This is a genomic window from Shinella zoogloeoides, from assembly GCF_022682305.1.
Classification (GTDB): Bacteria; Pseudomonadota; Alphaproteobacteria; order Rhizobiales; family Rhizobiaceae; genus Shinella; species Shinella zoogloeoides_B.
Window position 1 is genome coordinate 3,997,362 of record NZ_CP093528.1, and the last position, 22,639, is coordinate 4,020,000.

Annotated in this window: 22 protein-coding genes; 6 read left to right on the forward strand and 16 right to left on the reverse strand. The window is 65.3% G+C overall.

All coding sequences use genetic code 11. The annotated features are described in order from the left end of the window. The first annotated feature begins 78 nt into the window (after positions 1-78). The 3 genes from arfB to MOE34_RS19810 all read left to right on the forward strand — a co-directional run bounded on the left by arfB (position 79) and on the right by MOE34_RS19810 (position 1,724). A complete protein-coding gene (gene arfB, locus MOE34_RS19800; RefSeq protein ID WP_242219137.1) occupies positions 79-513 on the forward strand; it encodes an alternative ribosome rescue aminoacyl-tRNA hydrolase ArfB in 435 nt (144 codons plus the stop codon). 75 nt (positions 514-588) lie between these two features. Then, positions 589-1,101: a peptidoglycan-binding protein LysM gene (lysM, locus tag MOE34_RS19805; protein ID WP_160786126.1), complete on the forward strand. Its 513-nt coding sequence runs from the start codon at positions 589-591 to the stop codon at positions 1,099-1,101. Continuing rightward, complete coding sequence (locus MOE34_RS19810) at positions 1,101-1,724, forward strand: alpha-ketoglutarate-dependent dioxygenase AlkB family protein (protein ID WP_242219139.1); 624 nt, start codon at positions 1,101-1,103, stop codon at positions 1,722-1,724. Before lysM ends, MOE34_RS19810 begins: the two co-directional genes overlap by 1 nt. 5 nt (positions 1,725-1,729) lie before the next feature. Here MOE34_RS19810 and coaA read toward each other — a convergent pair whose 3' ends face one another. The 8 genes from coaA to MOE34_RS19850 all read right to left on the reverse strand — a co-directional run bounded on the left by coaA (position 1,730) and on the right by MOE34_RS19850 (position 8,402). After that, positions 1,730-2,725 (reverse strand): type I pantothenate kinase, encoded by a 996-nt coding sequence (gene coaA, locus MOE34_RS19815; protein WP_242219141.1) that lies wholly within the window; start codon positions 2,723-2,725, stop codon positions 1,730-1,732. Next, complete coding sequence (locus MOE34_RS19820; protein WP_242219142.1) at positions 2,725-3,045, reverse strand: phosphoribosyl-ATP diphosphatase; 321 nt, start codon at positions 3,043-3,045, stop codon at positions 2,725-2,727. The genes coaA and MOE34_RS19820 overlap by 1 nt, the downstream gene beginning before the upstream one ends. Before the next feature lie 10 nt (positions 3,046-3,055). Continuing rightward, the gene (gene hisF / locus MOE34_RS19825; RefSeq protein WP_242219143.1) at positions 3,056-3,832 is read right to left on the reverse strand and encodes an imidazole glycerol phosphate synthase subunit HisF; all 777 of its coding nucleotides are present in this window, start codon (positions 3,830-3,832) and stop codon (positions 3,056-3,058) included. Further along, positions 3,829-4,572: a 1-(5-phosphoribosyl)-5-[(5-phosphoribosylamino)methylideneamino]imidazole-4-carboxamide isomerase gene (gene hisA / locus MOE34_RS19830; protein ID WP_242219145.1), complete on the reverse strand. Its 744-nt coding sequence runs from the start codon at positions 4,570-4,572 to the stop codon at positions 3,829-3,831. Before hisA ends, hisF begins: the two co-directional genes overlap by 4 nt. 1 nt (position 4,573) lies before the next feature. After that, positions 4,574-5,215, reverse strand: coding sequence for an imidazole glycerol phosphate synthase subunit HisH (gene hisH / locus MOE34_RS19835; RefSeq protein WP_242219147.1), 642 nt, complete (start codon positions 5,213-5,215; stop codon positions 4,574-4,576). Between the two features lies 1 nt (position 5,216). Continuing rightward, entirely contained in the window at positions 5,217-5,687 is a 471-nt protein-coding gene (locus tag MOE34_RS19840; RefSeq protein WP_242219149.1) for a DUF2628 domain-containing protein, read from the reverse strand. 23 nt (positions 5,688-5,710) lie between these two features. After that, a complete protein-coding gene (gene hisB / locus MOE34_RS19845; RefSeq protein ID WP_242219150.1) occupies positions 5,711-6,304 on the reverse strand; it encodes an imidazoleglycerol-phosphate dehydratase HisB in 594 nt (197 codons plus the stop codon). Positions 6,305-6,395: 91 nt separating this feature from the next. After that, the gene (locus tag MOE34_RS19850) at positions 6,396-8,402 is read right to left on the reverse strand and encodes a hydantoinase/oxoprolinase family protein (RefSeq protein ID WP_242219151.1); all 2,007 of its coding nucleotides are present in this window, start codon (positions 8,400-8,402) and stop codon (positions 6,396-6,398) included. Positions 8,403-8,526: 124 nt separating this feature from the next. On the opposite strand from MOE34_RS19850, the gene MOE34_RS19855 reads away from it, so the two are divergent. Then, positions 8,527-9,066 (forward strand): hypothetical protein, encoded by a 540-nt coding sequence (locus MOE34_RS19855; RefSeq protein ID WP_242219153.1) that lies wholly within the window; start codon positions 8,527-8,529, stop codon positions 9,064-9,066. Here MOE34_RS19855 and MOE34_RS19860 read toward each other — a convergent pair. The 4 genes from MOE34_RS19860 to hslV form a co-directional block, all read right to left on the reverse strand. Further along, positions 9,011-10,420: a cytochrome P450 gene (locus MOE34_RS19860; protein ID WP_242219154.1), complete on the reverse strand. Its 1,410-nt coding sequence runs from the start codon at positions 10,418-10,420 to the stop codon at positions 9,011-9,013. The two genes, MOE34_RS19855 and MOE34_RS19860, sit on opposite strands and share 56 nt — an antisense overlap. Before the next feature lie 54 nt (positions 10,421-10,474). Further along, entirely contained in the window at positions 10,475-11,422 is a 948-nt protein-coding gene (locus MOE34_RS19865) for a DUF1402 family protein (RefSeq protein ID WP_242219155.1), read from the reverse strand. A gap of 183 nt (positions 11,423-11,605) precedes the next feature. After that, positions 11,606-12,910, reverse strand: coding sequence for an ATP-dependent protease ATPase subunit HslU (gene hslU, locus MOE34_RS19870; protein WP_242219156.1), 1,305 nt, complete (start codon positions 12,908-12,910; stop codon positions 11,606-11,608). Positions 12,911-13,019: 109 nt separating this feature from the next. Continuing rightward, the gene (gene hslV / locus MOE34_RS19875) at positions 13,020-13,580 is read right to left on the reverse strand and encodes an ATP-dependent protease subunit HslV (RefSeq protein WP_242219157.1); all 561 of its coding nucleotides are present in this window, start codon (positions 13,578-13,580) and stop codon (positions 13,020-13,022) included. Positions 13,581-13,867: 287 nt separating this feature from the next. Here hslV and MOE34_RS19880 point away from each other — a divergent pair, with 287 nt between their 5' ends. Then, positions 13,868-16,036, forward strand: coding sequence for a malate synthase G (locus MOE34_RS19880; RefSeq protein ID WP_242219159.1), 2,169 nt, complete (start codon positions 13,868-13,870; stop codon positions 16,034-16,036). Positions 16,037-16,145: 109 nt separating this feature from the next. On the opposite strand, the gene MOE34_RS19885 is transcribed toward MOE34_RS19880, so the two are convergent. Next, on the reverse strand, positions 16,146-16,808 hold the full coding sequence (locus MOE34_RS19885; protein WP_242219162.1) for a L,D-transpeptidase: 663 nt from the start codon (positions 16,806-16,808) through the stop codon (positions 16,146-16,148). A 379-nt stretch (positions 16,809-17,187) separates the two neighbouring features. Here MOE34_RS19885 and MOE34_RS19890 point away from each other — a divergent pair, with 379 nt between their 5' ends. Further along, positions 17,188-17,718: an MmcB family DNA repair protein gene (locus MOE34_RS19890; RefSeq protein ID WP_242219164.1), complete on the forward strand. Its 531-nt coding sequence runs from the start codon at positions 17,188-17,190 to the stop codon at positions 17,716-17,718. Here MOE34_RS19890 and MOE34_RS19895 read toward each other — a convergent pair whose 3' ends face one another. From MOE34_RS19895 to hrpB, 3 genes are all read right to left on the reverse strand, one after another. Continuing rightward, positions 17,719-18,288, reverse strand: coding sequence for an ActR/PrrA/RegA family redox response regulator transcription factor (locus tag MOE34_RS19895; protein WP_160786108.1), 570 nt, complete (start codon positions 18,286-18,288; stop codon positions 17,719-17,721). A gap of 77 nt (positions 18,289-18,365) precedes the next feature. Beyond that, on the reverse strand, positions 18,366-19,667 hold the full coding sequence (locus tag MOE34_RS19900) for an ActS/PrrB/RegB family redox-sensitive histidine kinase (RefSeq protein ID WP_242219165.1): 1,302 nt from the start codon (positions 19,665-19,667) through the stop codon (positions 18,366-18,368). A gap of 11 nt (positions 19,668-19,678) precedes the next feature. Then, positions 19,679-22,150, reverse strand: coding sequence for an ATP-dependent helicase HrpB (gene hrpB, locus MOE34_RS19905; RefSeq protein WP_242224154.1), 2,472 nt, complete (start codon positions 22,148-22,150; stop codon positions 19,679-19,681). Positions 22,151-22,639: the final 489 nt, after the last annotated feature.

Consider the following 22,639-nt stretch of genomic DNA (forward strand, 5'->3'; position numbering starts at 1 on the left):
CAGGCCGGGTTTTTCGTCTCCGGAGCCGGCTTCCCGTTTGCCTTCCTCGCCGCTAAAACGGGCGGGAAAGGAAATGCCATGGCCAGCGACCCGCTTTACATCAACGCTTCGATCACGATTGCCGGTTGGGAACTGACCGAGCAATTCGTGCTGGCCGGCGGGCCGGGCGGGCAGAACGTCAACAAGGTCTCGACGGCGGTCCAGCTCTTCTTCGACCTGCGCAACTCGCCCTCGCTCAACGAGCGCATCAAGGCGAATGCCGAGAAGATCGCCGGCCGCAAGGTCTCCAAGGACGGCGTGCTGCTGATCGAGGCGAACCGTTTCCGCAGCCAGGAGCGCAACCGCGAGGATGCGCGCGAGCGGCTGAAGGAACTGATCCTCAAGGCTGCCGAGCCACCGCCGCCGCCGCGCCGCAAGACGAAGCCGACGAAAGGCTCGGTCGAACGCCGGCTCAAGGCCAAGGCGGGCCGGTCGGATGTGAAACGCATGCGCGCCAAGCCGGGTGGAGAATGATTGCCACAACTTGGCCGTTTATGGGTATGATTGAAGTGAAACCGGCGTAAGTCCGGGAAAAGCAGGGAGGTGGGCATGGGTCTCTTCAGTTTCATCAAGAACGCCGGCAAGAAGCTCGGCATCGGCGACGACGAAGCGCCGGAGGCCGAGGCGGTCAAGAAGGAGCTGGATTCCTTCGATCTCGGCACGAAGAATGTCGAGGTCTCCGTTGAAGGCGACAAATGCGTGCTGAAGGGCGTCGTGGCCGACCAGACGGCCTTTGAAAAGGCGGTCGTTGCCGTGGGCAACACGCTCGGCATCTCCAAGGTGGAAGCTGCCGACCTCAAGGTCATCGCGCCGGGCTCCGACCTCAAGATCACCCAGGCCGACATGGCCGATCTCCTCAAGGCCTCCGCGCCGGCCGGCGAACCCGTGCTTTACACCGTCAAGAAGGGCGACAATCTCTGGAAGATCGCCGAAACCCACTACGGTAAGGGCAAGGGCGCCAAGCACACGATCATCTTCGACGCCAACCGCCCGATGCTCTCCCATCCGGACAAGATCTATCCCGGCCAGGTGCTGCGTATCCCAGACGTCGCGGAGGCGTAATGGCCGCCTCCGAGCGCGGCCTCGCTCCGGGGCTGCGCTATTTCCCCGACCGTTTCGACCGTGCCGCGCAGGAGGCGCTCGTCGCTTCCATCCGGCAGGTCGTGGCCGATGCGCCGCTCTTCGTGCCTCGTATGCCGAAGACCGGAAAGCCCATGTCGGTCCGCATGACCAATTGCGGCTCGCTCGGCTGGGTTACGGACAAGGAAAACGGCTACCGCTACCAGCCCACCCACCCGGAGACCGGCCGTCCCTGGCCGGCGATCCCCGCGGTGCTGCTGGCGCTCTGGGACGAGGTCTCCGGCTTCGGCAAGCCGCCGGAAGCCTGCCTCGTCAATTTCTACGATCCCGATGCGAAGATGGGCCTGCATCAGGACCGCGACGAGAACGAGTTCGGCGCGCCTGTCGTTTCCGTCTCGCTGGGCGATCAATGCCTGTTTCGTGTCGGCGGGGTTTCACGGAACGATCCGACGCGGTCGTTCCGGCTGTCGAGCGGCGATGTCTTCGTCTTCGGAGGCGAAAGCCGATTGGTCTTCCACGGGGTCGACCGGATCTATCCAGGCACGTCGACGCTGCTGAAGAATGCCGGGCGCATCAACCTGACGCTTCGGCGTGTGAACCCCTAAGCCGGCTACAGCTTGCGCAGCGCCACCGTCTCGATGAGGTGGTTCTTGCCCTTCTGCAGGATCAGGTCGGCGCGCGGGCGCGTCGGCAGGATGTTCTGGTGCAGGTTCTTCAGGTTGATATTGTGCCAGAGGCTTTCCGCGATGGCGAGCGCGGCCGTCTCGCTGATCGTCGCATAGCGGTGGAAGTAGGAATCCGGGTTTTTGAAGGCCGTTTCGCGCAGGCGCATGAAGCGTTCCACGTACCAGGCGTGGATCAGCTTCTCTTCAGCATCGATATAGATCGAGAAATCGAAGAAATCCGAGACCATCGGCACGATCTTGCCGTCCGCCGGCAGATTGCGCGACTGGAGCACGTTGATGCCCTCGAAGATGAGGATATCGGGCCGGTCGATCGTACGCGATGCATTCGGCAGAACGTCATAGGTCAGGTGCGAATACATCGGCGCCTTGACGTCCTTCTTGCCGGCCTTGATGGCCGAGAGGAAGCGCAGCAGCGCACCGGTATCGTAGCTCTCGGGAAAGCCCTTGCGGTCCATCATGTTTTCACGCTGGAGCACGGCGTTCGGGTAGAGGAAGCCGTCGGTCGTCACGAGATCGACCTTGGGGCTGGAGGGCCAGCGCGACAGGAGCTCCATCAGGATGCGCGCGGTGGTCGACTTGCCGACCGCAACGGAGCCGGCAATGCCGATGACGAAGGGCGTCTTGGCCTCGTCCGAGAGGGTGAGGAACTGCTTCCTCTGCTCGAAGAGCATCTGCGAAGATTCGACATGGGCCGAAAGCAGGCGCGAGAGCGAGAGATAGATGCGCCGGACTTCGTCGAGGTCGATCGGGTCGTTGAGCGAGCGCAGGCGCTGGACCTCGTCCCCCGTCAGCGTCAGCGGCGTGTCGGCCCGGAAATGTGCCCATTCGTCTGCCGTGAAGAAGCGGTAGGGCGAATAATCGCGGTTTCCGAAATCGTCCGGAATATCCGGCTGGTCCTTGTCGCGCGCTGCCTGGATCATCAACTCTTCCGGCTGGCCTTTTCCGCAAGACCGGACTGGCCTGTGCGCCGTTCCAGCTCCCCCATGACATCTTGTAACGGGACGCCGCCGATTTTCAATACGACCATGAGATGATAGAGCAAATCGGCCGTTTCGCTCGTCAAATCGGCCTTTTTGCCCTCGATGGCCGCGATAACGGTCTCGACGGCCTCTTCTCCGAGCTTTTTCGCAGCCTTCTGCTGCCCGGCCGCAACCAGCTTGGCCGTCCAGCTTTCCGAGGGATCGACCGCTGCGCGGGCCGCGACGATGGCTTCGAGATCGGCGAGGGTGAAGGTGCTCATGGGATGCTCCTCAGTCGAGCCGCATGGCGATGCCATGCTCGGCCATGTAGCGCTTGGCCTCGCCCACCGTATAGGTGCCGAAGTGGAAGATTGAGGCGGCCAGGACCGCCGTCGCATGGCCGTCGCGCACGCCCTCGACGAGGTGGTCGAGATTGCCGACGCCGCCGGACGCGATGACCGGAACGGAAACGCGGTCGGCAATCGTGCGGGTCAGCGCGATGTCGTAGCCGCCCTTCTGCCCGTCGCGGTCCATGGAGGTCAGAAGCAGTTCGCCCGCGCCGCGCTCCACCATCTTTTCCGCGAAGGCGACGGCGTCGATGCCGGTCGCGTTGCGACCACCGTGGGTGAAGATCTCCCAGCGATCTTCCTCGCCTTCGGCCGATACTTTCTTGGAATCGATGGAGACGACGATGCACTGGTTGCCGAACTTGTCGGCGGCCTCGGCGACGAAATCGGGATTGGAGACGGCGGCCGAGTTGATCGACACCTTGTCGGCCCCGGCGAGCAGCAGCTTGCGGATATCGGCGACCGCGCGCACGCCGCCGCCGACGGTCAGCGGCATGAAGCAATGGTCGGCCGTGCGCGCCACGACGTCGAAGATCGTGTCGCGGTTGTCGGAGGAGGCGGTGATGTCGAGGAAGCAGAGTTCGTCGGCACCGGCCGCATCATAGGCCTTGGCCGATTCCACGGGATCGCCGGCATCGACGAGGTTGACGAAGCTGACGCCCTTGACGACACGGCCGTCCTTGACGTCGAGGCAGGGGATGACGCGTGCCTTGAGGGTCATGCTGCACGTCCTTTCGCGCCGCGGATCACGGCCAGCGCCTCGGCCGGATCGATACGCCCGTCATAGAGCGCCCGGCCGGAGATCGCGCCTTCGAGCTTGCGGGCGTCGGAAGCGACGAGGCGGCGGATATCGTCCATGGAGGCAAGGCCGCCGGAGGCGATGACGGGAATGGAGACGGCGTCGGCCAGTTCCAGCGTCGAAGCCCAGTTGATGCCCGCCAGGATGCCGTCGCGGTCGATGTCGGTATAGATGATCGCGGCAACGCCCGCGCCTTCGAACTTCTTCGCAAGCTCGATCACGCCGAGTTCGGAGGCTTCCGCCCAGCCCTCGACGGCGACCTTGCCGCCCTTGGCATCGATGCCGACGGCGACCTTGCCGGGGAATTTCTTGCAGGCCTCGATGACGAGCGCGGGATCGCGCACGGCGACAGTGCCGAGGATGACGCGCGAGAGGCCACGCGACAGCCAGCTTTCGATATGGTCGAGTGTGCGGATGCCGCCGCCGAGCTGCACCGGGTTCTTCGTCGCCTTCAGGATGGCGTCGACAGCCGCGCCGTTGACGCTTTCCCCGGCGAAGGCGCCATTGAGGTCGACGACATGCAGCCATTCAAAACCCTGGTCCTCGAAGGCTTTCGCCTGGGCGGCCGGGTCGGGATTGTAGACGGTGGCCTGGTCCATGTCGCCGAGCTTGAGGCGAACGCACTGGCCGTCTTTCAGGTCGATGGCGGGAAAGAGGATCATATCAGGGTTTCCAGCGCAGGAAATTGGTGATGAGGGCGAGGCCGAGCGTCTGGCTCTTTTCCGGGTGGAACTGCGCGCCGGCCTTGTTGCCGTTGGCGACGAAGGCGGTCATCGGCCCGCCGTAGTCGACGGTCGCGACCACGTCCTCCGGGTTGTCGGCGGCAAGGTGGTAGGAATGCACGAAATAGGCGTGCAGCGTTTCCGGGATGCCGTCGAAGAGCGGGTGAGGGCGCTTGCGGTCGAGTGTGTTCCAGCCGATCTGCGGGATTTTCAGAGCGGGATCGTCCGGCGTCATCTTCACGACGTCGCCCTTGATCCAGCCAAGACCCTCGGTCACGGTCTTTTCCAGGCCGCGCGAGGACATGAGCTGCATGCCGACGCAGATACCGAGGAAGGGGCGGGCCTTCGTCTCGACGGCATCGCGCAGCGCGTCCACCATGCCGGGCACGGCATCGAGGCCGCGGCGGCAATCGGCATAGGCGCCGACGCCGGGCAGGACGATGCGGTCGGCGGAGGCGACGCGATCGGCCTTGTCCGTCAGGTCGATTTCGGCGGCAATGCCGGCTTCGCGCGCCGCGCGCTCGAAAGCCTTGGTGGCCGAGCGCAGGTTGCCCGAGCCGTAGTCTATGATCGCAACGCGCATGTCAGCGTCCTTCTTTGAAACCGACGAGGCCGAGCATGGGAGCGTGCCGGCGACGGGAGGTTTCGGAGGCCGGAAGGGAAACGCTCTCCCGCGTTTCCGCCTCGCCGGCCGGGGTTTCCGTGTAATAGATGTCTTCCGCCGTTTTCCGGTCGTCGGCGACAATCACCGCATCGACCGTCCAGCCGCGCCGTTCGAGGCCCGCGACGACCATGGAAGGGCCCTCGAGGGCAACGAGAAGGCTGGTCGCAAGGCTAAGGCCGAGGCCGGCAAGACCGAAGACCGGATGGTCCGAGACGGCCGAGCCGAGCGCTTGCACCGCGAAGGCGAGGGCGGCGGCGAGCCACGCCCGATGCCAGAGCAGCCAGATCACCGGCAGGAAAAGCGCGAGCCAGGAGAAGCGGTCGCGGACGATGCGGGCCTTTTCATCGCCGCTTCGGGCGCCCGGCGGTATCAGAACGAGGAACGTGGCCATCTACAGGCCTCCAGCTTTGCCCTTCAGGCCAGCGAACCCTTCGTCGAGGGAACGCGGCCCGCCTGGCGGGGATCGATCTCGGTCGCGGTGCGCAGCACGCGTGCGACGGCCTTGAAGCACGTCTCCGAGATATGATGGTTGTTCGCGCCGTAGATGTTCTGGATATGCAGCGTGATGCCGGCGTGCTGGGCGAGCGCCTGGAAGAATTCGCGCACCAGTTCGGTATCGAAGGTGCCGATCTTCGGGGCGGAGAAATCCACGTTCCAGACGAGGAACGGTCGGCCCGAGACGTCCACAGCGGCGCGCGTCATCGTCTCGTCCATGGCAAGGTCGAGCGAGGCGTAGCGTGTGATGCCGCGCCGGTCGCCGAGCGCCTTGGCGATGGCCTGTCCGATGGCGATGCCCGTATCCTCGACCGTGTGGTGGTCGTCGATGTGAAGGTCGCCGTCGGCCTTGATCTCCATGTCGATGAGCGAATGTCGCGCGAGCTGCTCGAGCATGTGGTCGAAGAAACCGACGCCCGTCGAAATCTTCGACGTGCCGGTGCCGTCGATATCGACGGTGACCGAAATGCTGGTCTCGTTCGTCTTGCGCGAAACGCTGGCGGTGCGGCTCATGGGTTTCTCCGGTATTTTATCGCCGCTCCTTAACAGGGCTGTCATGAAAAGACCAGTCTTTCGCGGGCGTTCGGCGATGCGCACCAGCGCCCTACGCGGCCTCCGCGATGCGCGGACGGCCGCTGGCGATGGCGGTGAAGCGGGCCTCCATCAGCTTGCGCCGGCCTTCCACCTCGGGGGCGTCGATATCCTCGGTGAGCGTCACCACGGGCTCGTCCGCGCCGTTCGCGCGGGCCGCATGGAGTGCCGCCGTCATGGCGCGTTCCTTCGCCAGAGCAAAAGCCTCGTTCTCGTCGATGAAGCGCGCGCTTTCGCCGGCGCCGCCGACGATGAAGATGCCTTCTTCCGGCATGGTCACGAAGACGGTGACGGCGGTGCGCACCTGGCCGACCACCGCGCCCACCGCATTGGCGACGCCGGCATCGGCGGGAATGGCGGATTCGGCGCCGAGCATTTCGGCGATAGCCGGGTAATAGACCGGAGCCGACGCGCCGAGTCCGACCAGCGGACGGTCGAGCGCGATGCGGAACTGCACGATGCCGGGAACCCGGTGCAGCGCGCGGTGCACGGAGGCGGACACGGTCGGATCGATCGATCCCGCGCCGTCATCGGCAAGACAGGCGGAGAGGATGACGTCCGACGACTGACGGGTAAGCCGGTCGACGATGAGGTGCGCCAGATCCTCCGGGCTTTCGGCGATCGGCCGTCCGGTGCCGTCCTTGGTGCGGGCGGCAAGCTCCAGGCCGAGACGGGCGGCGGCGGGGTCCCATTGGCCCTGTCCGCCGAGTACATGCATGGCGTCCGACGGGGTGATGCCGCAGATATGGACGAGGCCGCGCGCGACGAGCCGGTCGAGCGTTGCCTTCTGCAGCGTCGTCGCCAGCAGCCCGTCGAGCGGCAGCGGCGTGTCGCCGATCTTTTCGTAGAGCGCCTGTTCCTGCGGCAGGAGGCCGCTGGCGAGCCGCTCGGGCACGCCGGTGCGTACCGCGAAGCGCCCGTCGTGCCGGCCGGCATGGGGCGCGCGGACCTGGCGCTCCAGCACGGAAACGACGGCTTCAGGATGCAGTGCCGAGGCGAGGCTGAGCGGCATGAAGCGGCGTGGGCCGAGATCGATCTTCGCCCGGAGGCCGCGGTCGTCGACGCGCACTTCCGAATCGCCGCCGAGGCCGAAAGTCCGCATGGCGACTGCCTCGACCATGGTGCGGAAGCCGCCGACCACCGCGCCGTCGGCATCGAGCCTCGGTCGTCCGCCGTCGAGCACCGCGACGTCGGTCGTCGTGCCGCCGATATCGGAGATGACGGCATTGTCGAGTCCGGTCAGGTGTCGCGCGCCGACGAGGCTCGCGGCCGGGCCGGACAGAATGGTCTCGATGGGGCGAAGCCGCGCCTCGGCGGCCGAGATCAGCGCGCCGTCGCCACGCACCACCATCATCGGCACGTCGATGCCACGGCGTTTCAGGTAGTCCTCGCAGGAGCCGATTAGCCGGTCGATCATCGAGACGAGGCGGGCGTTGAGCAGCGTCGTCAGCGCCCGGCGCGGACCGCCGAGCTTGGAGGAAAGCTCGTGGCTGCAGGTGACCGGCAGGTGCGAGGCGCCGCGAATGCGCGCGCGCACCCGCTCCTCGTGCGCCGGGTTGCGCACGGCGAAATAGCCGGCGACGGCGAAGGAGGAGACGGTTTGCGCAAGCAGCGGCAGGGCTTCGTCCAGCGCCGTCATGTCGAGCGCCGTCTCGGTGCCGTGAACGTTGTGGCCGCCGGGCAGGAAGAGCACGGGGTCGTTGCCGAGCGCGTCGGCAAGGCCGTCGCGCTTGAGGTCTTCCGGGGTAAAGCCGATCATGACGAGGCCGGCGCGGCCGCCCTGTCCCTCCACCAGCGCATTGGTGGCGAGCGTGGTGGAGAGCGAGACGAGGCCGATGGCGGAGACCGGGGCCTTCGCCTCGGCCAGCACCGCCTCGACCGCGCCGGAAATGCCGACCGACAGGTCATGGCGGGTGGTCAGCGCCTTGGCGCGGGCGACGACGCCCGCCGTTTCGCTATAGAGCACGGCGTCCGTATAGGTGCCGCCGGTATCGATGCCGAGTAACAAATGGTCTGCCACGAGAATTCTTCCATGCGTCCCGCCGTCTCTTTGCAAAGCGGGCCTGCAATGGTGTTATTGCATGTCCGGGCCGATTGCCACCATTCCAGCGGCGACATCGGGTGAAAGAACGAGGAGCCAGCCATTGACCGACCGCGCCATCCGAAAGCCGCTTCTGGCAGCCCTTCTCCTTCTTGCCGGCAACCTGCCGGCGGGCGCGCAGGAGGACGACGAGGAGCAGTACCGGGCGCAAATCCCCGACGTCTCGATCTACAAGGCGATGCTGGATGCCAACAAGCAGACGGGCTGGGTGCAGTTCCGTGAATTCGCCGGCCGGCAGCTCATCTATTTCACGGCGTTGCAGACCATGCATTGCCGGCTGAAGGAGGTGCGCTATTCGATCAATTCCGATGCGCTCGACAAGACCTTCCCGATGGCGGAATGCGATCCGCAACTGCCCTTCAACCTGCCCTCGGACGACACGAGCAACTGGCTCTATATCGAATTGAAGCCGGGCGAGGCCGAGACCATCGCCGTACAGGCCGTCTGGGACGACGGCAGCGGCAGCGAGATCGTCGTCTACCAGCCGTGCAAGAACCCGGAAGCGACCTGCGCCGCGATCAAGACGATCAAGAAGGCGAAGAAGCGGACCGACGAGCCGTCACCCTCAACGCCAGCCCGTTAGCCGGCTGCGTCGTCAGGCGCTGCACCGGCCAGGGCCTGGTTTCCGCCGTCATGTCGAAGCGGAAGCGGCGCATCAGCACGCCGAGCGCGATGATCGCCTCCTGCATGGCGAAGGTCGCGCCGATGCAGATGCGCGGCCCCGCGCCGAAGGGAAGATACTGGAAGCGGTGGATCGCCTCGCGGTTCTCGGGCAGGAAGCGCTCCGGCATATAGGCGCGCGGTTTCTGCCAGAGCAGTTCGTGGCGATGCAGCGTCCAGGGCATGACGAGGATGGTAACGCCCTTCGGGATATCGACCGCCTCGCCGGAAGGGCTGGTCCAGCGATCGTTGGCGATCGCCTCGCGGTTGATCGAGGGCGCGGGCGGATAGAGCCGCATGGCCTCCTCGAAGGCGGCACGCGTCCAGGGCATGAGGTCCAGCCAGTCGACGGGATCTGCACCGCTTTCGAGAACGCGGTCGATCTCCGCTTCCATCGCCTCGCGCACATGGGGGGAGTTGGCCACGCAATAAAGCGTCCAGGCGAGCGCCCGGGCCGTCGTCTCGTGGCCCGCGCCGATGAAGGTGAGGATATTGTCCTCCACTTCCTCCATGGTCAGGCCCTCCGGTCCCGCCGCGCGCAGGAGCAGCGTCAGGAAATCGCTCGGCGCGCCGTCGCCGTCCTCCGCCATGCGCTTCAGGCGCAGGTCCATCGTGTCGCGCACGATGCGGCGGAATTTCCCCAGCACCTTCAGGCCGCCGATGCGCGTGAGGCGCGGTACCCAGGACGGCGCGCGCAGAAGGTCCATCGGGTCGATGCGGCCCATGGAATGGAGGAGATCGTCCACGTCGTCGGCGAACTTGTCCGAGGAGGTCACGATCTCGCCGGAGAACAGCGTGTCGGAGAGCACGGCGAAAGCGAGTTCCGTCATGTCGTTGCCGATGTCGAAGACCGCGCCGTCCGCGCCCTCGTATTTTTGCGCGTAAAGCTCCGACTGCGCCAGCATCTGGGTGGCGAAGCCCTTGGCGTGGCGTGGCGTGAAGATCGGCGCGACAGCCTTGCGCGAGCGCCGCCAGACCGCGCCTTCCGCCGTCAGCAGTCCGTCGCGCAGGATCGGGCGCAGCACGAGCTGGCGCACCGTCGCCATCCTGTAGTTGGCGGCGTTGTCGACGAGCAGGTATTTGATGAGGCCGGGATCGTTGACGATCAGCGTCTTCTCGCCGAAGAAGCTCGTCATGATCCAGGGCAGCGTATAGGACGGCGTGCCCCACAGTTCCAGCGGGTTGCGGAAGACGGTGCGGATGATCTCGAGCTTCGACGGCGGCACCGTGCGGGGAACGGGTGCTGGCGGTTCGAACGGCTCGGGGCGCATGTCCATCGTCTGCCTCCTTCCATCGGCTCTATCGAAGATGGGCCGAGAGGTGGGCGGAAGTTAGAGCAGGCCCTCGAGTTCCGCCAGTTTGTCGTTGATCAGCCAGCCGTAATAGTTCTCTTCCGGCCAGGTCGTCTCGCCGGCCGCGCGGTGCGCGGAAAAGGCGCTCGCGCGGGCGTCGGGATTGCCGATATTGTAGAGCGTCGCCGTCAGGCCGGGATTCTTCGAGATGTCGACGCCGGCGATCTTCCTGTAGGCGTCGATGGAGCGGCGGATCGCGGCGGCCATGTAGGCGAGCGAGATATCCGGGTCCATGATCGCCTGGTAGACGCCGGCCGCGTCGTTCTCGTCGAGCTTGTCGTAGCCGGAGATGCGGGCGACGTCGTCCGTGAGCGTCAGCGCCGTCAGCGGGTTGATCTGGCCGAGGCCGAAGGTCTGGCCGGCATAGAAGGGCTGGAAGAATACCGCGCTGAAGCGGTTGTTCGGGAAGGACGTGCCGCCGACCGTCTTGCCCCGGAAGCTGCGGTTCCAGACGCTCTCTCGGCAGGTCCACAGCGCGTAGGAGCCTTTTTTGGACGCGCACTGGGCAAATTCCGGCCGCGCGACGAAGTCGCCGATGGATTCGCCGTCATAGGCGAAGCGGAAATTGCCGGTGTAGGACGCGGCCTTCACGTAATAGCTCTGGAGGCGGTCGTAGGCGTCGACATTATAGGTGTGCTCACCGACGATGGCGCCGACCATATGGATCGGGGCGATGCCGTATTTGCCGGCGATCGACTTGATCTTGCCGGTGAGCTGGCCGTCATTGGCGATAAGGTCGCGCACCTTCTCGTACTTGGCGTCGAAGGAGGTCTTGCCGGCCTTGGTGCGGCGCGTGGAAGCGCCCGGGATGCTCGGCTGCTCGGCGTTGCGGTTGCCGGGCGGCACCACGTCGATGGCCAGCGCCGTCGTCTGGCTCTGGACGAAAAGGGCGGTTGCAAGGGCAAGCACAGGCAAGAGCTGTCGCACGGTTCAATTTCCCGTCTGGTCGAATCTGTCGGCGGATGGCGGCGACCGATGCACGACAATCGTGTCGGAATGATGCCAGGCGCGCGGCAAAGGCGTAAGGCGCGAGCGCCCCTCCTGTCGAGGGGCCATGTCTTCAAAAATGCGGCACCGGCGGCCCCTTTCGCGGCTGCCGGTGCCGAAACGTCACAGGATATAGCGCGACAGGTCCGTATTGGCCGCCAGCGCGCCGACATGCTTGCGCACATAGTCGGCGTCGATGAGGAGGCTGTTGCCCCCCTTGTCCGGCGCCTCGAAGGAGATTTCGTCGAGCACCCGCTCCATCACCGTCTGCAGACGCCGCGCGCCGATATTCTCGACGCTGGCGTTGAGCTGCACGGCGACGTCCGCCAGTGCGTCGATGCCGTCCTCGGTGAAGTCGAGCGTGACGTCCTCCGTCTGCATCAGCGCCTTGTACTGGCGGATGAGGCTTGCCTCCGTTTCCGTGAGGATGCGGCGGAAGTCCTCCTTGGTCAGCGCCCGCAGCTCGACGCGGATCGGCAGGCGGCCCTGAAGCTCCGGCAGCAGGTCCGAGGGCTTGGAGACATGGAACGCGCCGGAGGCGATGAAGAGGATATGGTCGGTCTTCACCGGGCCGTACTTGGTGGCGACAGTCGTGCCCTCGACGAGCGGCAGGAGGTCGCGCTGCACGCCCTCGCGGGAAACGCCCGCGCCCATGCCGCCGTCACGCGCGGCGATCTTGTCGATCTCGTCGATGAAGACGATGCCGTCGTTCTCCGCCGAGCGGATGGCTTCGCGCTGGATCTGCTCGTTGTCGAGCAGCTTGTCGGATTCGTCGTCGATCAGGATCTTGTACGAGTCCTTGACTGTCGTCTTCACCTTCCTGGTGCGTCCGCCCATCGCCTTGCCGAACATCTCGGACAGGTTCAGCACGCCGATATTGGCTCCCGGCATGCCGGGAATCTCGAAGCCGCCCGGCGTGCCGCTATCGGCGACGTCGACCTCGATTTCCTTGTCGTCCAGCTCGTTGTTGCGCAGCTTCTTGCGGAAACTATCGCGCGTCGCCGGCGAGGCGGTCGCGCCGACGAGGGCGTCGAGCACACGTTCCTCGGCGTTCACATGGGCCTTGGCGGTCACCTCGGCGCGCTTCTTCTCGCGCACCAGGCCGATGCCGACCTCCACGAGATCGCGCACGATCTGCTCGACGTCGCGGCCGACATAGCCGACCTCGGTGAACTTCGTCGCCTCGACCTTGACGAAGGGCGCGCCGGCAAGCTTGGCGAGGCGGCGCGAGATTTCCGTCTTGCCGACGCCCGTCGGGCCGATCATCAGAATGTTCTTCGGCATCACCTCGTCGCGCAGGTCCGGCTCCAGCTGGTGGCGGCGCCAGCGGTTGCGAAGCGCGATGGCGACGGCCCGCTTGGCGTCGTGCTGGCCGATGATGAAGCGGTCGAGTTCGGAAACGATCTCGCGGGGCGAAAAATTGGACATGGGCTTTTCCGTTTCTGGCAGCGGTTCCGGGCCATCGTCAGCGCCGGGCCGCCCCGTCTGTGAAGTCTCGTATATCGTGCCCGCCCTCGAAGGCGTGGGCAGGACGGTCTCAGCGATCGGCGTCCAGCGTTTCCACCACGACATTGTGGTTGGTGTAGACGCAGATGTCGCCGGCGATCTGCATGGCGCGGCGCGCGATCTCCTCGGCCGACTTGTTGGTGTCCATCAGCGCGCGGGCCGCGGCATAGGCATAGTTGCCGCCCGAGCCGATCGCCATGGTGCCGTGTTCCGGCTCCAGCACGTCGCCGTTGCCGGTCAGCGCCAGCGTGACGGACTTGTCGGCGACGAGCATCATGGCTTCGAGCCGGCGCAGGTAGCGGTCGGTGCGCCAGTCCTTGGCAAGCTCGACAGCGGCGCGCATGAGCTGGTCGGGATATTGCTCCAGCTTGGCTTCCAGCCGTTCGAGCAGGGTGAAGGCGTCGGCGGTGGCGCCGGCGAAACCGGCGATCACGTCGCCCTTGGCGAGGCGGCGCACCTTGCGGGCATTGCCCTTCATCACGGTCTGGCCGAGGCTCACCTGGCCGTCGCCCGCCATCACCACCTTGCCGTCCTTGCGGACGGTGATGATCGTCGTGGCGTGCATGGAAGCGTAAGGATCGTGTTCACTCATGGATGGACCTTTCGGACCCGGGGGGCCGGGCAGGGCACCGCCGGCGAGGCGGCTTCGTCGTTCCCTATGTAAGCAGCGCCCCGGCAATTGCAAACGGGGGACGGAAGGAGAGATTTCCGGGGTTATTTTGCCGCGCGGGAGATGAAGAACGACGCACAAAGTATGATTTTATCCCAAGCGGAATAAATTCTTTATGCCCTTGCCGAATTGACTATCAATGAAAGCTCCTGAAAGTGACAGCATTCGGGATACTCCCCCATCGTCCCGTCCTTCGGAGAGCTTTTCACATGACCTATACGGAAAAAGCCGGTCTTTCGATCGATAGCGCCCTTTATGATTTTCTCGTGAAGGAGGCGCTGCCCGGCACGGGCGTGGACGCGGAACGCTACTTCTCGGATTTCTCGGCGATCGTGCATGACCTTGCGCCGGAAAACCGCGCGCTGCTCGCCAAGCGCGATGCGCTGCAGGAAAAGATCGACGCGTGGTACCGCAAGAACGGCGCGCCTTCGGACATGGCCGTCTATGAGGCGTTCCTGCGCGAGATCGGTTATCTCCTGCCCGAGGGCGACACGTTCTCCGTGACGACGGACAATGTCGATCCGGAAATCGCCGTCGTCGCCGGTCCGCAGCTCGTCGTTCCCGTCATGAATGCGCGCTATGCGCTGAACGCCGCCAATGCGCGCTGGGGTTCGCTCTACGACGCGCTCTACGGCACGGACGCGATCCCGGAAACGGACGGTGCGGAAAAGGGCAAGGGCTACAATCCAGTGCGCGGCGCCAAGGTCATCGCCTGGGCGCGCGGCTTCCTCGATGATGGCGCGCCGCTGGCCGGCGCCTCCTGGCGCGACGCGGCGGGCCTTTCCGTCGAGGGCGGGAAGCTGGTCGTAGCGCTGGCGAGTGGTGGCAAGACGGGTCTTGCCGACGAGACGAAGTTTGCCGGCTATGCCGGTGAGGCCGCGGCGCCGACGCGTGTTCTCCTGCGCAACAACGGCCTGCATATCGAGATCCGCATCGATGCCGCCACGCCGACCGGCAAGGATGATGCGGCGCATATTTCCGACGTCGTGATCGAATCGGCGCTGACCACGATCATGGACTGCGAAGACTCCGTCGCCGCCGTCGATGCCGAGGACAAGGTCGTCGTCTATCGAAACTGGCTCGGCCTGATGAAGGGCGACCTTTCGGAAGAAGTCGTCAAGGGCGGCAAGACCATCACGCGCCGCCTCAACCCCGACCGCGCCTATACCGCGCCCGACGGCTCCACCCTGACGCTGCCGGCCCGCTCGCTGATGCTGGTGCGCAATGTCGGCCACCTCATGACCAATCCGGCGATCCGCGACCGCGACGGCAACGAAGTGCCGGAAGGCATCATGGACGCCATGGTCACCGCGCTGATCGCGCTCAACGACGTCGGCCCGAACGGCCGCCGCCAGAATTCGCGTGCCGGCTCCATGTATGTCGTGAAGCCCAAGATGCACGGCCCGGAAGAAGTCGCCTTCGCCTCGAAGCTCTTCGGCCGCGTCGAGGTCGCCGTCGGCATGGCTCCGAACACCATGAAGATGGGCATCATGGACGAGGAGCGCCGCACGACGATCAACCTCAAGGAAGCCATCCGCGCCGCCAGGGAACGCGTCGTCTTCATCAATACCGGCTTCCTCGACCGCACCGGCGACGAAATTCACACCTCGATGGAAGCGGGTCCGATGATCCGCAAGGGCGACATGAAGCAGGCGGCCTGGATCGGCGCCTACGAGAACTGGAACGTCGATATCGGCCTCGAATGCGGCCTGTCCGGCCATGCGCAGATCGGCAAGGGCATGTGGGCCATGCCCGACCTGATGGCCGCCATGCTGGAACAGAAGATCGCCCATCCGAAGGCCGGCGCCAACACCGCCTGGGTTCCCTCGCCGACGGCTGCGACGCTGCATGCCACGCACTACCACAAGGTCAATGTCGCCGAGGTTCAGGCCTCGCTGCGCTCGCGTCCGCGCGCCAAGCTCTCCGACATCCTCTCCGTTCCGGTCGCGATTCGTCCGAACTGGACGCCGGAGGAAATCCAGCGTGAACTCGACAACAATGCGCAGGGCATCCTCGGCTATGTCGTGCGCTGGATCGACCAGGGCGTCGGCTGCTCCAAGGTTCCGGACATCAACAATGTCGGCCTGATGGAAGACCGCGCGACGCTGCGCATCTCCGCCCAGCATCTCGCCAACTGGCTGCATCACGGCGTCATCACCGAGGCGCAGATCCTCGAGACGATGAAGCGCATGGCCGCCGTCGTCGACGGGCAGAATGCAGGCGATCCGCTCTACCGTCCGATGGCCGGTAATTTCGACGGCTCCATCGCCTTCCAGGCGGCCGTCGAACTGGTGCTGAAGGGCCGCGAACAGCCGAACGGCTATACCGAGCCGGTCCTGCATCGTCGCCGCCTGGAGCTGAAGGCCGCTGGCGGCTGACGTTTCTACCGGCAAGGCGCTCGCCGTCCTGTCGGCACGATCTCAAACGAAAGAGGCCGCCGGATTGCTCCGGCGGCCTCTCTATATATATACGGGATCGATTGTCCGCTTACTGCTGGACAACGACGCGGGCGCTGGTGCCGGGGCGGACGCGCTTGTAGAGGTCGATGATGTCCTGGTTCATCAGGCGGATGCAGCCCGAGGAGGCGGCGGTGCCGATGGAGGACCATTCCGGCGTGCCGTGCAGGCGGAACAGCGTGTCCTGGCCCTTGTCGTTGAAGAGATACATGGCGCGTGCGCCGAGCGGGTTCTTCAGGCCCGGACCCATGCCGTCCTTGACGTAGCGGGCGACTTCCGGCTTGCGGTCCGCCATTTCCTTCGGCGGATGCCAGGTCGGCCATTCCTGCTTCCAGGCGATATAGGCTTCACCCTGCCAGGCAAAGCCCGACTTGCCGACGCCGATGCCGTAGCGCACGGCCTTGCCGCCGGGCAGTACATAATAAAGGAAGCGGTTCGGCGTGTTGACGACGATCGTGCCCGGCTTCTCGCTGGTGGCGTAATCGACGATCTGGCGGTGGTACTTCGTGTTCACCTTGCTGATCGGGATTGCCGGCAGGGCGTAGCCGTTGTCCTCGACAGCGCCATAATCCGAAGTGAAGATGGCATTGGTCGCCACCTTTTCGCCCGGACCGGACGTGGAGGAGGAAGAGCAACCGGCGAGCGTGACGGCTGCTGCGAGGCCGCACAGAAGGAGGGCATTGCGGAGGCGCATGGGAGTCTCTTGGGTCAGGGAATTAGGAAGTTCCGTGGCGCAGAACTTTCATCGATCATGGTTTATTTTCGATTAAACCGGTCAATGCAAGCGCGTGCGCTGCGGCATGGGCCTGCGCTTGAGCAAAAAACCGGGAGAGTGTTTTTTTGCAACAATATCGCCCGGTTTCCGCCGCTTTCGCCGCACCCGACGCCATGCCAAGCACGCCTTGCCCGCCCGTTCAACGGCCTTTGCGCCTGTCGGCCCGAAGCCGCACAGGAACCGCGCGGGGCGGTTAATGGAGTCTTTCGTGAGTCGCGATGGTACGCCCCGTCTTAACTTTTCGCCGGCCGGACAGGCGATTCGCGCTAGACTGCGATTCGATCCCGAGGATTTCCAGATGACGATCGTCTCGCTGCACAACGACAATCCGCTGCTCGATGGCCGCCAGTCGGACCGCGCCATGATGGTGCGCCGCGGCGTGCAGCGCATGCTGATGGAGATGCGCCATGCGGTTCTGCCCGAGCTGACGCTGGCGAGCGGCCGGCGCGCCGACCTCATCAGCCTTTCGGACAAGGGCGAGATCTGGATCGTCGAGATCAAGACGTCGATCGAGGATTTTCGCGTCGACCGCAAATGGCCGGATTACCGCCGCCATTGCGACAGGCTGTTCTTCGCCACCCACAAGGATGTGCCGCTCGATATCTTCCCGGAGGATTGCGGCCTCATCCTTTCCGATGGTTACGGCGCGCATATGCTGCGCGAGGCGCCAGAGCACAGGCTTTCCGCCCCGACGCGCAAGGCCGTGACCTTCGCCTTCGCCCGCGTCGCCGCGGGCCGGTTGCTGCTTGCGGAATTCTCCATGGATGCCCGGCGCGACGGGCCGGACATCTCTGCCATCGTTTCCGGTCGCCGGGACGAACCGGCCTGATTATTTCGGCGCGCGCTTTGCCAGGATGCGCTGAAGCGTGCGGCGGTGCATGTTGAGGCGGCGGGCCGTCTCGGAAACATTGCGGTCGCACATCTCGTAGACGCGCTGGATATGCTCCCAGCGCACACGGTCGGCCGACATCGGGTTTTCCGGCAGTTCCACCTTCTCCCCGGGGCGCTGCGTCAGCGCGGCGAAGATGTCGTCGGCATCGGCGGGCTTGGCGAGATAATCGACCGCGCCGAGCTTCACCGCATTCACCGCCGTTGCGATATTGCCGTAGCCGGTGAGCATGATGATGCGTGTGTCGTCGCGGCGCTGGCGGATGGCGGCGATGACGTCGAGGCCGCTGCCGTCGCCGAGGCGCAGGTCCACGACCGCATATTTCGGCGGGTTCGTCTTGGCCTTGGCGATCCCTTCCGCCACGGACTCGGCCGTGTCGACGGCGAAGCCGCGCGTTTCCATGGCGCGCGCAAGCCGGCGCAGGAAGGGCGCGTCGTCATCGACGAGAAGAAGGGAAGGATCCGGCCCGATATCGTCGGTTGCCGTCTGCGGTTCGGTATTTTCTGTCATTTTTCTTCTTCCGTGGCCGGTTTTCGTCCAGTCTTGATCGGCGTCAGCTTATCACCCGTTCGAGAGGGTGGGTAAAGTCATTTCGCACCCTTGGCTTCCATGCGGGTCCGCGGCCAATCGACCGAGACGCGTGCGCCCGGCCGGTCGCCGGTGCGGTTGCCGAAGGTCAGTTTCGCGCCGGAGCGCTCCAGCAGCGTCTTGGCGATGAAGAGGCCGAGGCCGAGGCCGCCGGCCCGCTCGTCCTTCTGCCGCTTGGTGACATAGGGGTCGCCGATGCGCTGGAGGATATCCGCCGCATAGCCGTCGCCGTCGTCCTCGATGACGATCGTCACCCGCTCCGGCGTGTGGCTCACGGTGACGGTCACCTCCTCGCGGGCATGGTCGACCGCATTTTCGAGCAGGTTGCCGAGGCCGTAGAGAATGCCGGGATTGCGGTTGCCGACCGGTTCGCTCTCCCGCTCGCCGTTTTCGACGAGATTGAGCCGGATGCCGAATTCGCGGTGCGGCGCCAGGACTTCTTCCATAAGGGAGGAGAGCGGCAGCACACGCATATGCGCCTCGTCCTCGGTGGACAGCGTCGTCAGCCGCCGCAGGATGTCGCGGCAGCGCTCGCTCTGGCTTCGCAGCAGTTGCACATCTTCCTTGAAACGGTCGTCGCTGCCCAGTTCCCGCTCCATCTCGCGGGCGACGACGCTGATCGTGGCGAGCGGCGTGCCCAGCTCGTGCGCTGCCGCCGCGGCCAGCCCGTCGAGCTGCGAAAGATGCTTTTCGCGCTGGAGGATGAGTTCGGTCGCCGCCAGCGCATCGGAAAGCTCCGCCGCTTCCTGCGACACGCGATAGGAATAGAAGGCGGCGAAGGCAGTCGTCGAGACGATGGCGAACCAGAAGCCGGCCGTCAGGATCGGCGGCACGACGAGCAGCGTGCCCGGAAACCACGGCAGCGGAAAGGGGGTGAAGGCGAGCGCCGTGATGCCCGCAACGGCAAGCCCGCCGAGCGTCAGGCTGAAGCGCACCGGCTGTAGCGACGAGGAGATGATGACCGGCACGCAGACGAGCGGCGCAAAGGGATTGGCAAGGCCGCCGGTGATGAAGAGCAGCGCAGTCAGCTGGCACAGATCGAAGGCGAGCAACAGGAAGGCCGCCGCCGGCGTGAGGCGATGGGCCGGCGGAAAGCGCACGGCGAGGAAGAAGTTCACCGCCGCCAGAAGCGCGATCAGCACCGCGCTCGGCAGCAGCGGCAGCGGAAAGTCCAGCCAGAGCGCTACGACGATGACGCTGATCGACTGGCCGGCCACCGCCAGCCAGCGCAGGCGGATGAGCGTCTCGAGGCGAAGCCGCCGGCCGGAGCCGTCGAGGTCGAGATCCTGGTAGAATGTCATTCCCGTCTCCTTCACGTCCCGCGCGGCTTGGCGCGCGTCGTCGGCATGGCCTCGGCCGGATCCTCCGGCCAGGGATGTTTCGGATAGCGTCCGCGCATGTCCGCGCGCACGTCCCGCCAGGACCCGGCCCAGAAGCCGGGAAGATCCCGCGTCGTCTGGATCGGGCGATGGGCGGGCGATTGCAGTTCCAGAAGCAGCGGCAGCCGTCCGCCGGCGACGGCCGGATGCTGCCTCAGTCCGAAGAGTTCCTGCACGCGAATCGCCAGCACCGGCTCTTCGCCATCATAGCGGATCGGATGGCGCTGCCCGGTGGGCGCCTCGAAATGGGTGGGTGCGAGCCGCGCCAGATCACGCTGTACATCATAGGGGACAAGCGCAAGCAGCCCTTCCTGCAAACGGCCCGGCGAAATGTCGTCGATGCCGCGCGCCGTCTCCTGGAAGGGGACGAACCAGTCGTCCAGCCGCGCCAGCAGGGCGCCGTCGCTCGTATCCGGCCACGGCTCGCCGATGGAACGATGCAGGAAGCCGATCCGGTCGCGAAGCTGCGCCGCCTCGCGGGAAAACGGCAGAACCTGAATTCCGAGCTGGCGCACGCCCTCGGCGAGAGCCTGTGCCGCCTTCGGTCCGCCCGGCCGCGGAAGCGGGGTCTCCTCGAGGATCATCGCACCGAGCCGCACGACCCGCCGCGCCCGCACCTGCCGGCTTGCCCGGTCGAAGATGCATTGATCCTCGCGTACGATCTTTTCGGCAAGCTCCGCCTCGACGGTTGCGCGGTCGATTTCCGCCGCCGCGAGAATGCGCTGCCGGCCCGCCTGCCCGGTCAGGTCGGCGACGACGATCATCTCGGTGCCGGCCAGCCGCTCGGTTTCCGGCAATTCGCCGCCGCGCCCGTTCGCCATGACGAAGCGCCCGTGCCCGCCGCGCTGCAGGGCGACGCGATCGGGAAAGGCATGCAGCAGCAGCGCGCCCGGCGTGCTCGCCGTGGGGGATGCGGCCTTGCCGAAACCATCCGCCATGCGCTGCGCCAGCCGCTTCGCCGCCTCGGCCCGCTCGCCGCGTTCATTGGCGAAGCGGCGCAGGCGCTCTTCTATGTCCACGACCGAACCGCCGAGGCCCTGTTCGGTGAGCAGCACCGCCAGCCGTGCGGCGGCGGCCTGTTGTCCCTCATGAGCGGCATGGAGGATCATCGCGGCAAGCCGCGGCGGCAAGGCCAGTTCGCGAATGCGTTTGCCCGCCGGGGTGAGCGCACCCGCCTCATCCAGCGCGCCGAGCAGGCGAAGCAGGTTGCGTGCCTCTTCCACCGCCGCTGCCGGCGGTTGGTCGACGAGCCGGAGGCCCGCCGGATCGGTCACGCCCCAATGGGCAAGATCGAGCATGAAGGAGGAAAGATCGCTGGAAAGGATCTGCGGCGGCGTGAAGGCGGGCAGCGCCGCCATCTGGCCGGCATGCCAGAGCCGGATCGCGATGCCCGGTTCCGTTCGTCCGGCGCGTCCGGCGCGCTGGTCGGCCGAGGCGCGCGAGACCCGCACGGTCTCAAGACGCGTGATGCCGGTCGCCGCCTCGAAAACGGGTAGGCGCTGCAGGCCGCTGTCGATGACGATGCGCACGCCGTCGATAGTGATGGAGGTTTCGGCAATGGAGGTCGCCAGCACGATTTTTCGCGTGCCGGCCGGGGCGGGGCGGATTGCGGTATCCTGTTCCTTCTGGCTGAGATTGCCATAGAGCGGCACGATAGCAGTTTCCGGGCCGAATCGGCCCTCCAGCCGCTCGGCAGTTCGCGTGATCTCGGCCTGCCCAGGCAGAAAGGCGAGGATCGATCCGCTTTCGCTGCGATGCGCCTCTATAATAGCGCGCGCCATGCCGTCTTCCATACGCTCGCCCGCCGGACGGTCCTGATAGCGCACGTCGACCGGGAAGCTCCGCCCCTCGCTGACGATGGCCGGCGGATTGTCGAGCAGTGCCGAGACCCGTTCCACATCGAGCGTCGCCGACATGACGAGAAGACGCAGGTCGTCCCGCAGAGCCGCCTGCACGTCGAGCGCGAGCGCCAAGCCGAAGTCCGCATCCAGCGAACGCTCATGGAACTCGTCGAAGAGCACGGCGGCAACGCCGGAAAGTTCCGGATCGTCGAGGATCATCCGGGCGAAGACGCCCTCCGTCACGACTTCGATACGGGTCCTGGCCGAAATGCGGTTGTCGAGCCGCATGCGGTAGCCGACCGTCTCGCCAACCTTTTCCCCCAAAAGCTCTGCCATGCGGCCCGCCGCGGCGCGGGCGGCCAGCCGGCGCGGTTCCAGAAGAATGATCTTTCCATCGCCTCGCCAGGCGGCATCAAGCAGGAAGAGTGGCACCAAGGTCGTCTTGCCCGCGCCGGGCGGTGCGGAAAGTACCGCTCGCGTGCCCGCATGAAGAGCCTCGCCCAGGGAAGGAAGAGCCTCCGAAACGGGCAGGCGCGGCAGGCGCTCTATAAGAGACACCGTCATGGTCGGGAAGGTGCCTTCAGCAAGGCTGGACATATCTCTCTCCGGTCTTGTTTCTTCTGTCTGAATAGCCGGCTCCGATATCGGAGAGAAGGGGCCGAGGGCGTTATGGCCTTGCAAGGACACGTAAAACGGATTTCGCGAGAAATTTTACCACCTAGACAAGACTTTTGATGGTTTTAGTGGGGTATTCGCCGGAATTTGGAGGGGCGCATCAAGGAAACACATTAAAAATCAATATCTTACTGATTTTTTTCATTTTTGTGATTATGTGAGTTGACGGTTTAAAATGTTGGGCCTATAACGCCGCTCATCGAACGAGAGCGGCGGCGCTTCTGGCGGCCGACGAACTCGCTCTAGGGTTTCCTTGAGAAGCTGGTGAGAATTGGGCCTGACTGGTTCGGGTTTGATTTGCTGCTTCTGGTGACTGAGACGGATTGTCCGTCGGTTTTTTGACAATTGAATATAGAAGAAAGAGAAACGTGGTCGGCG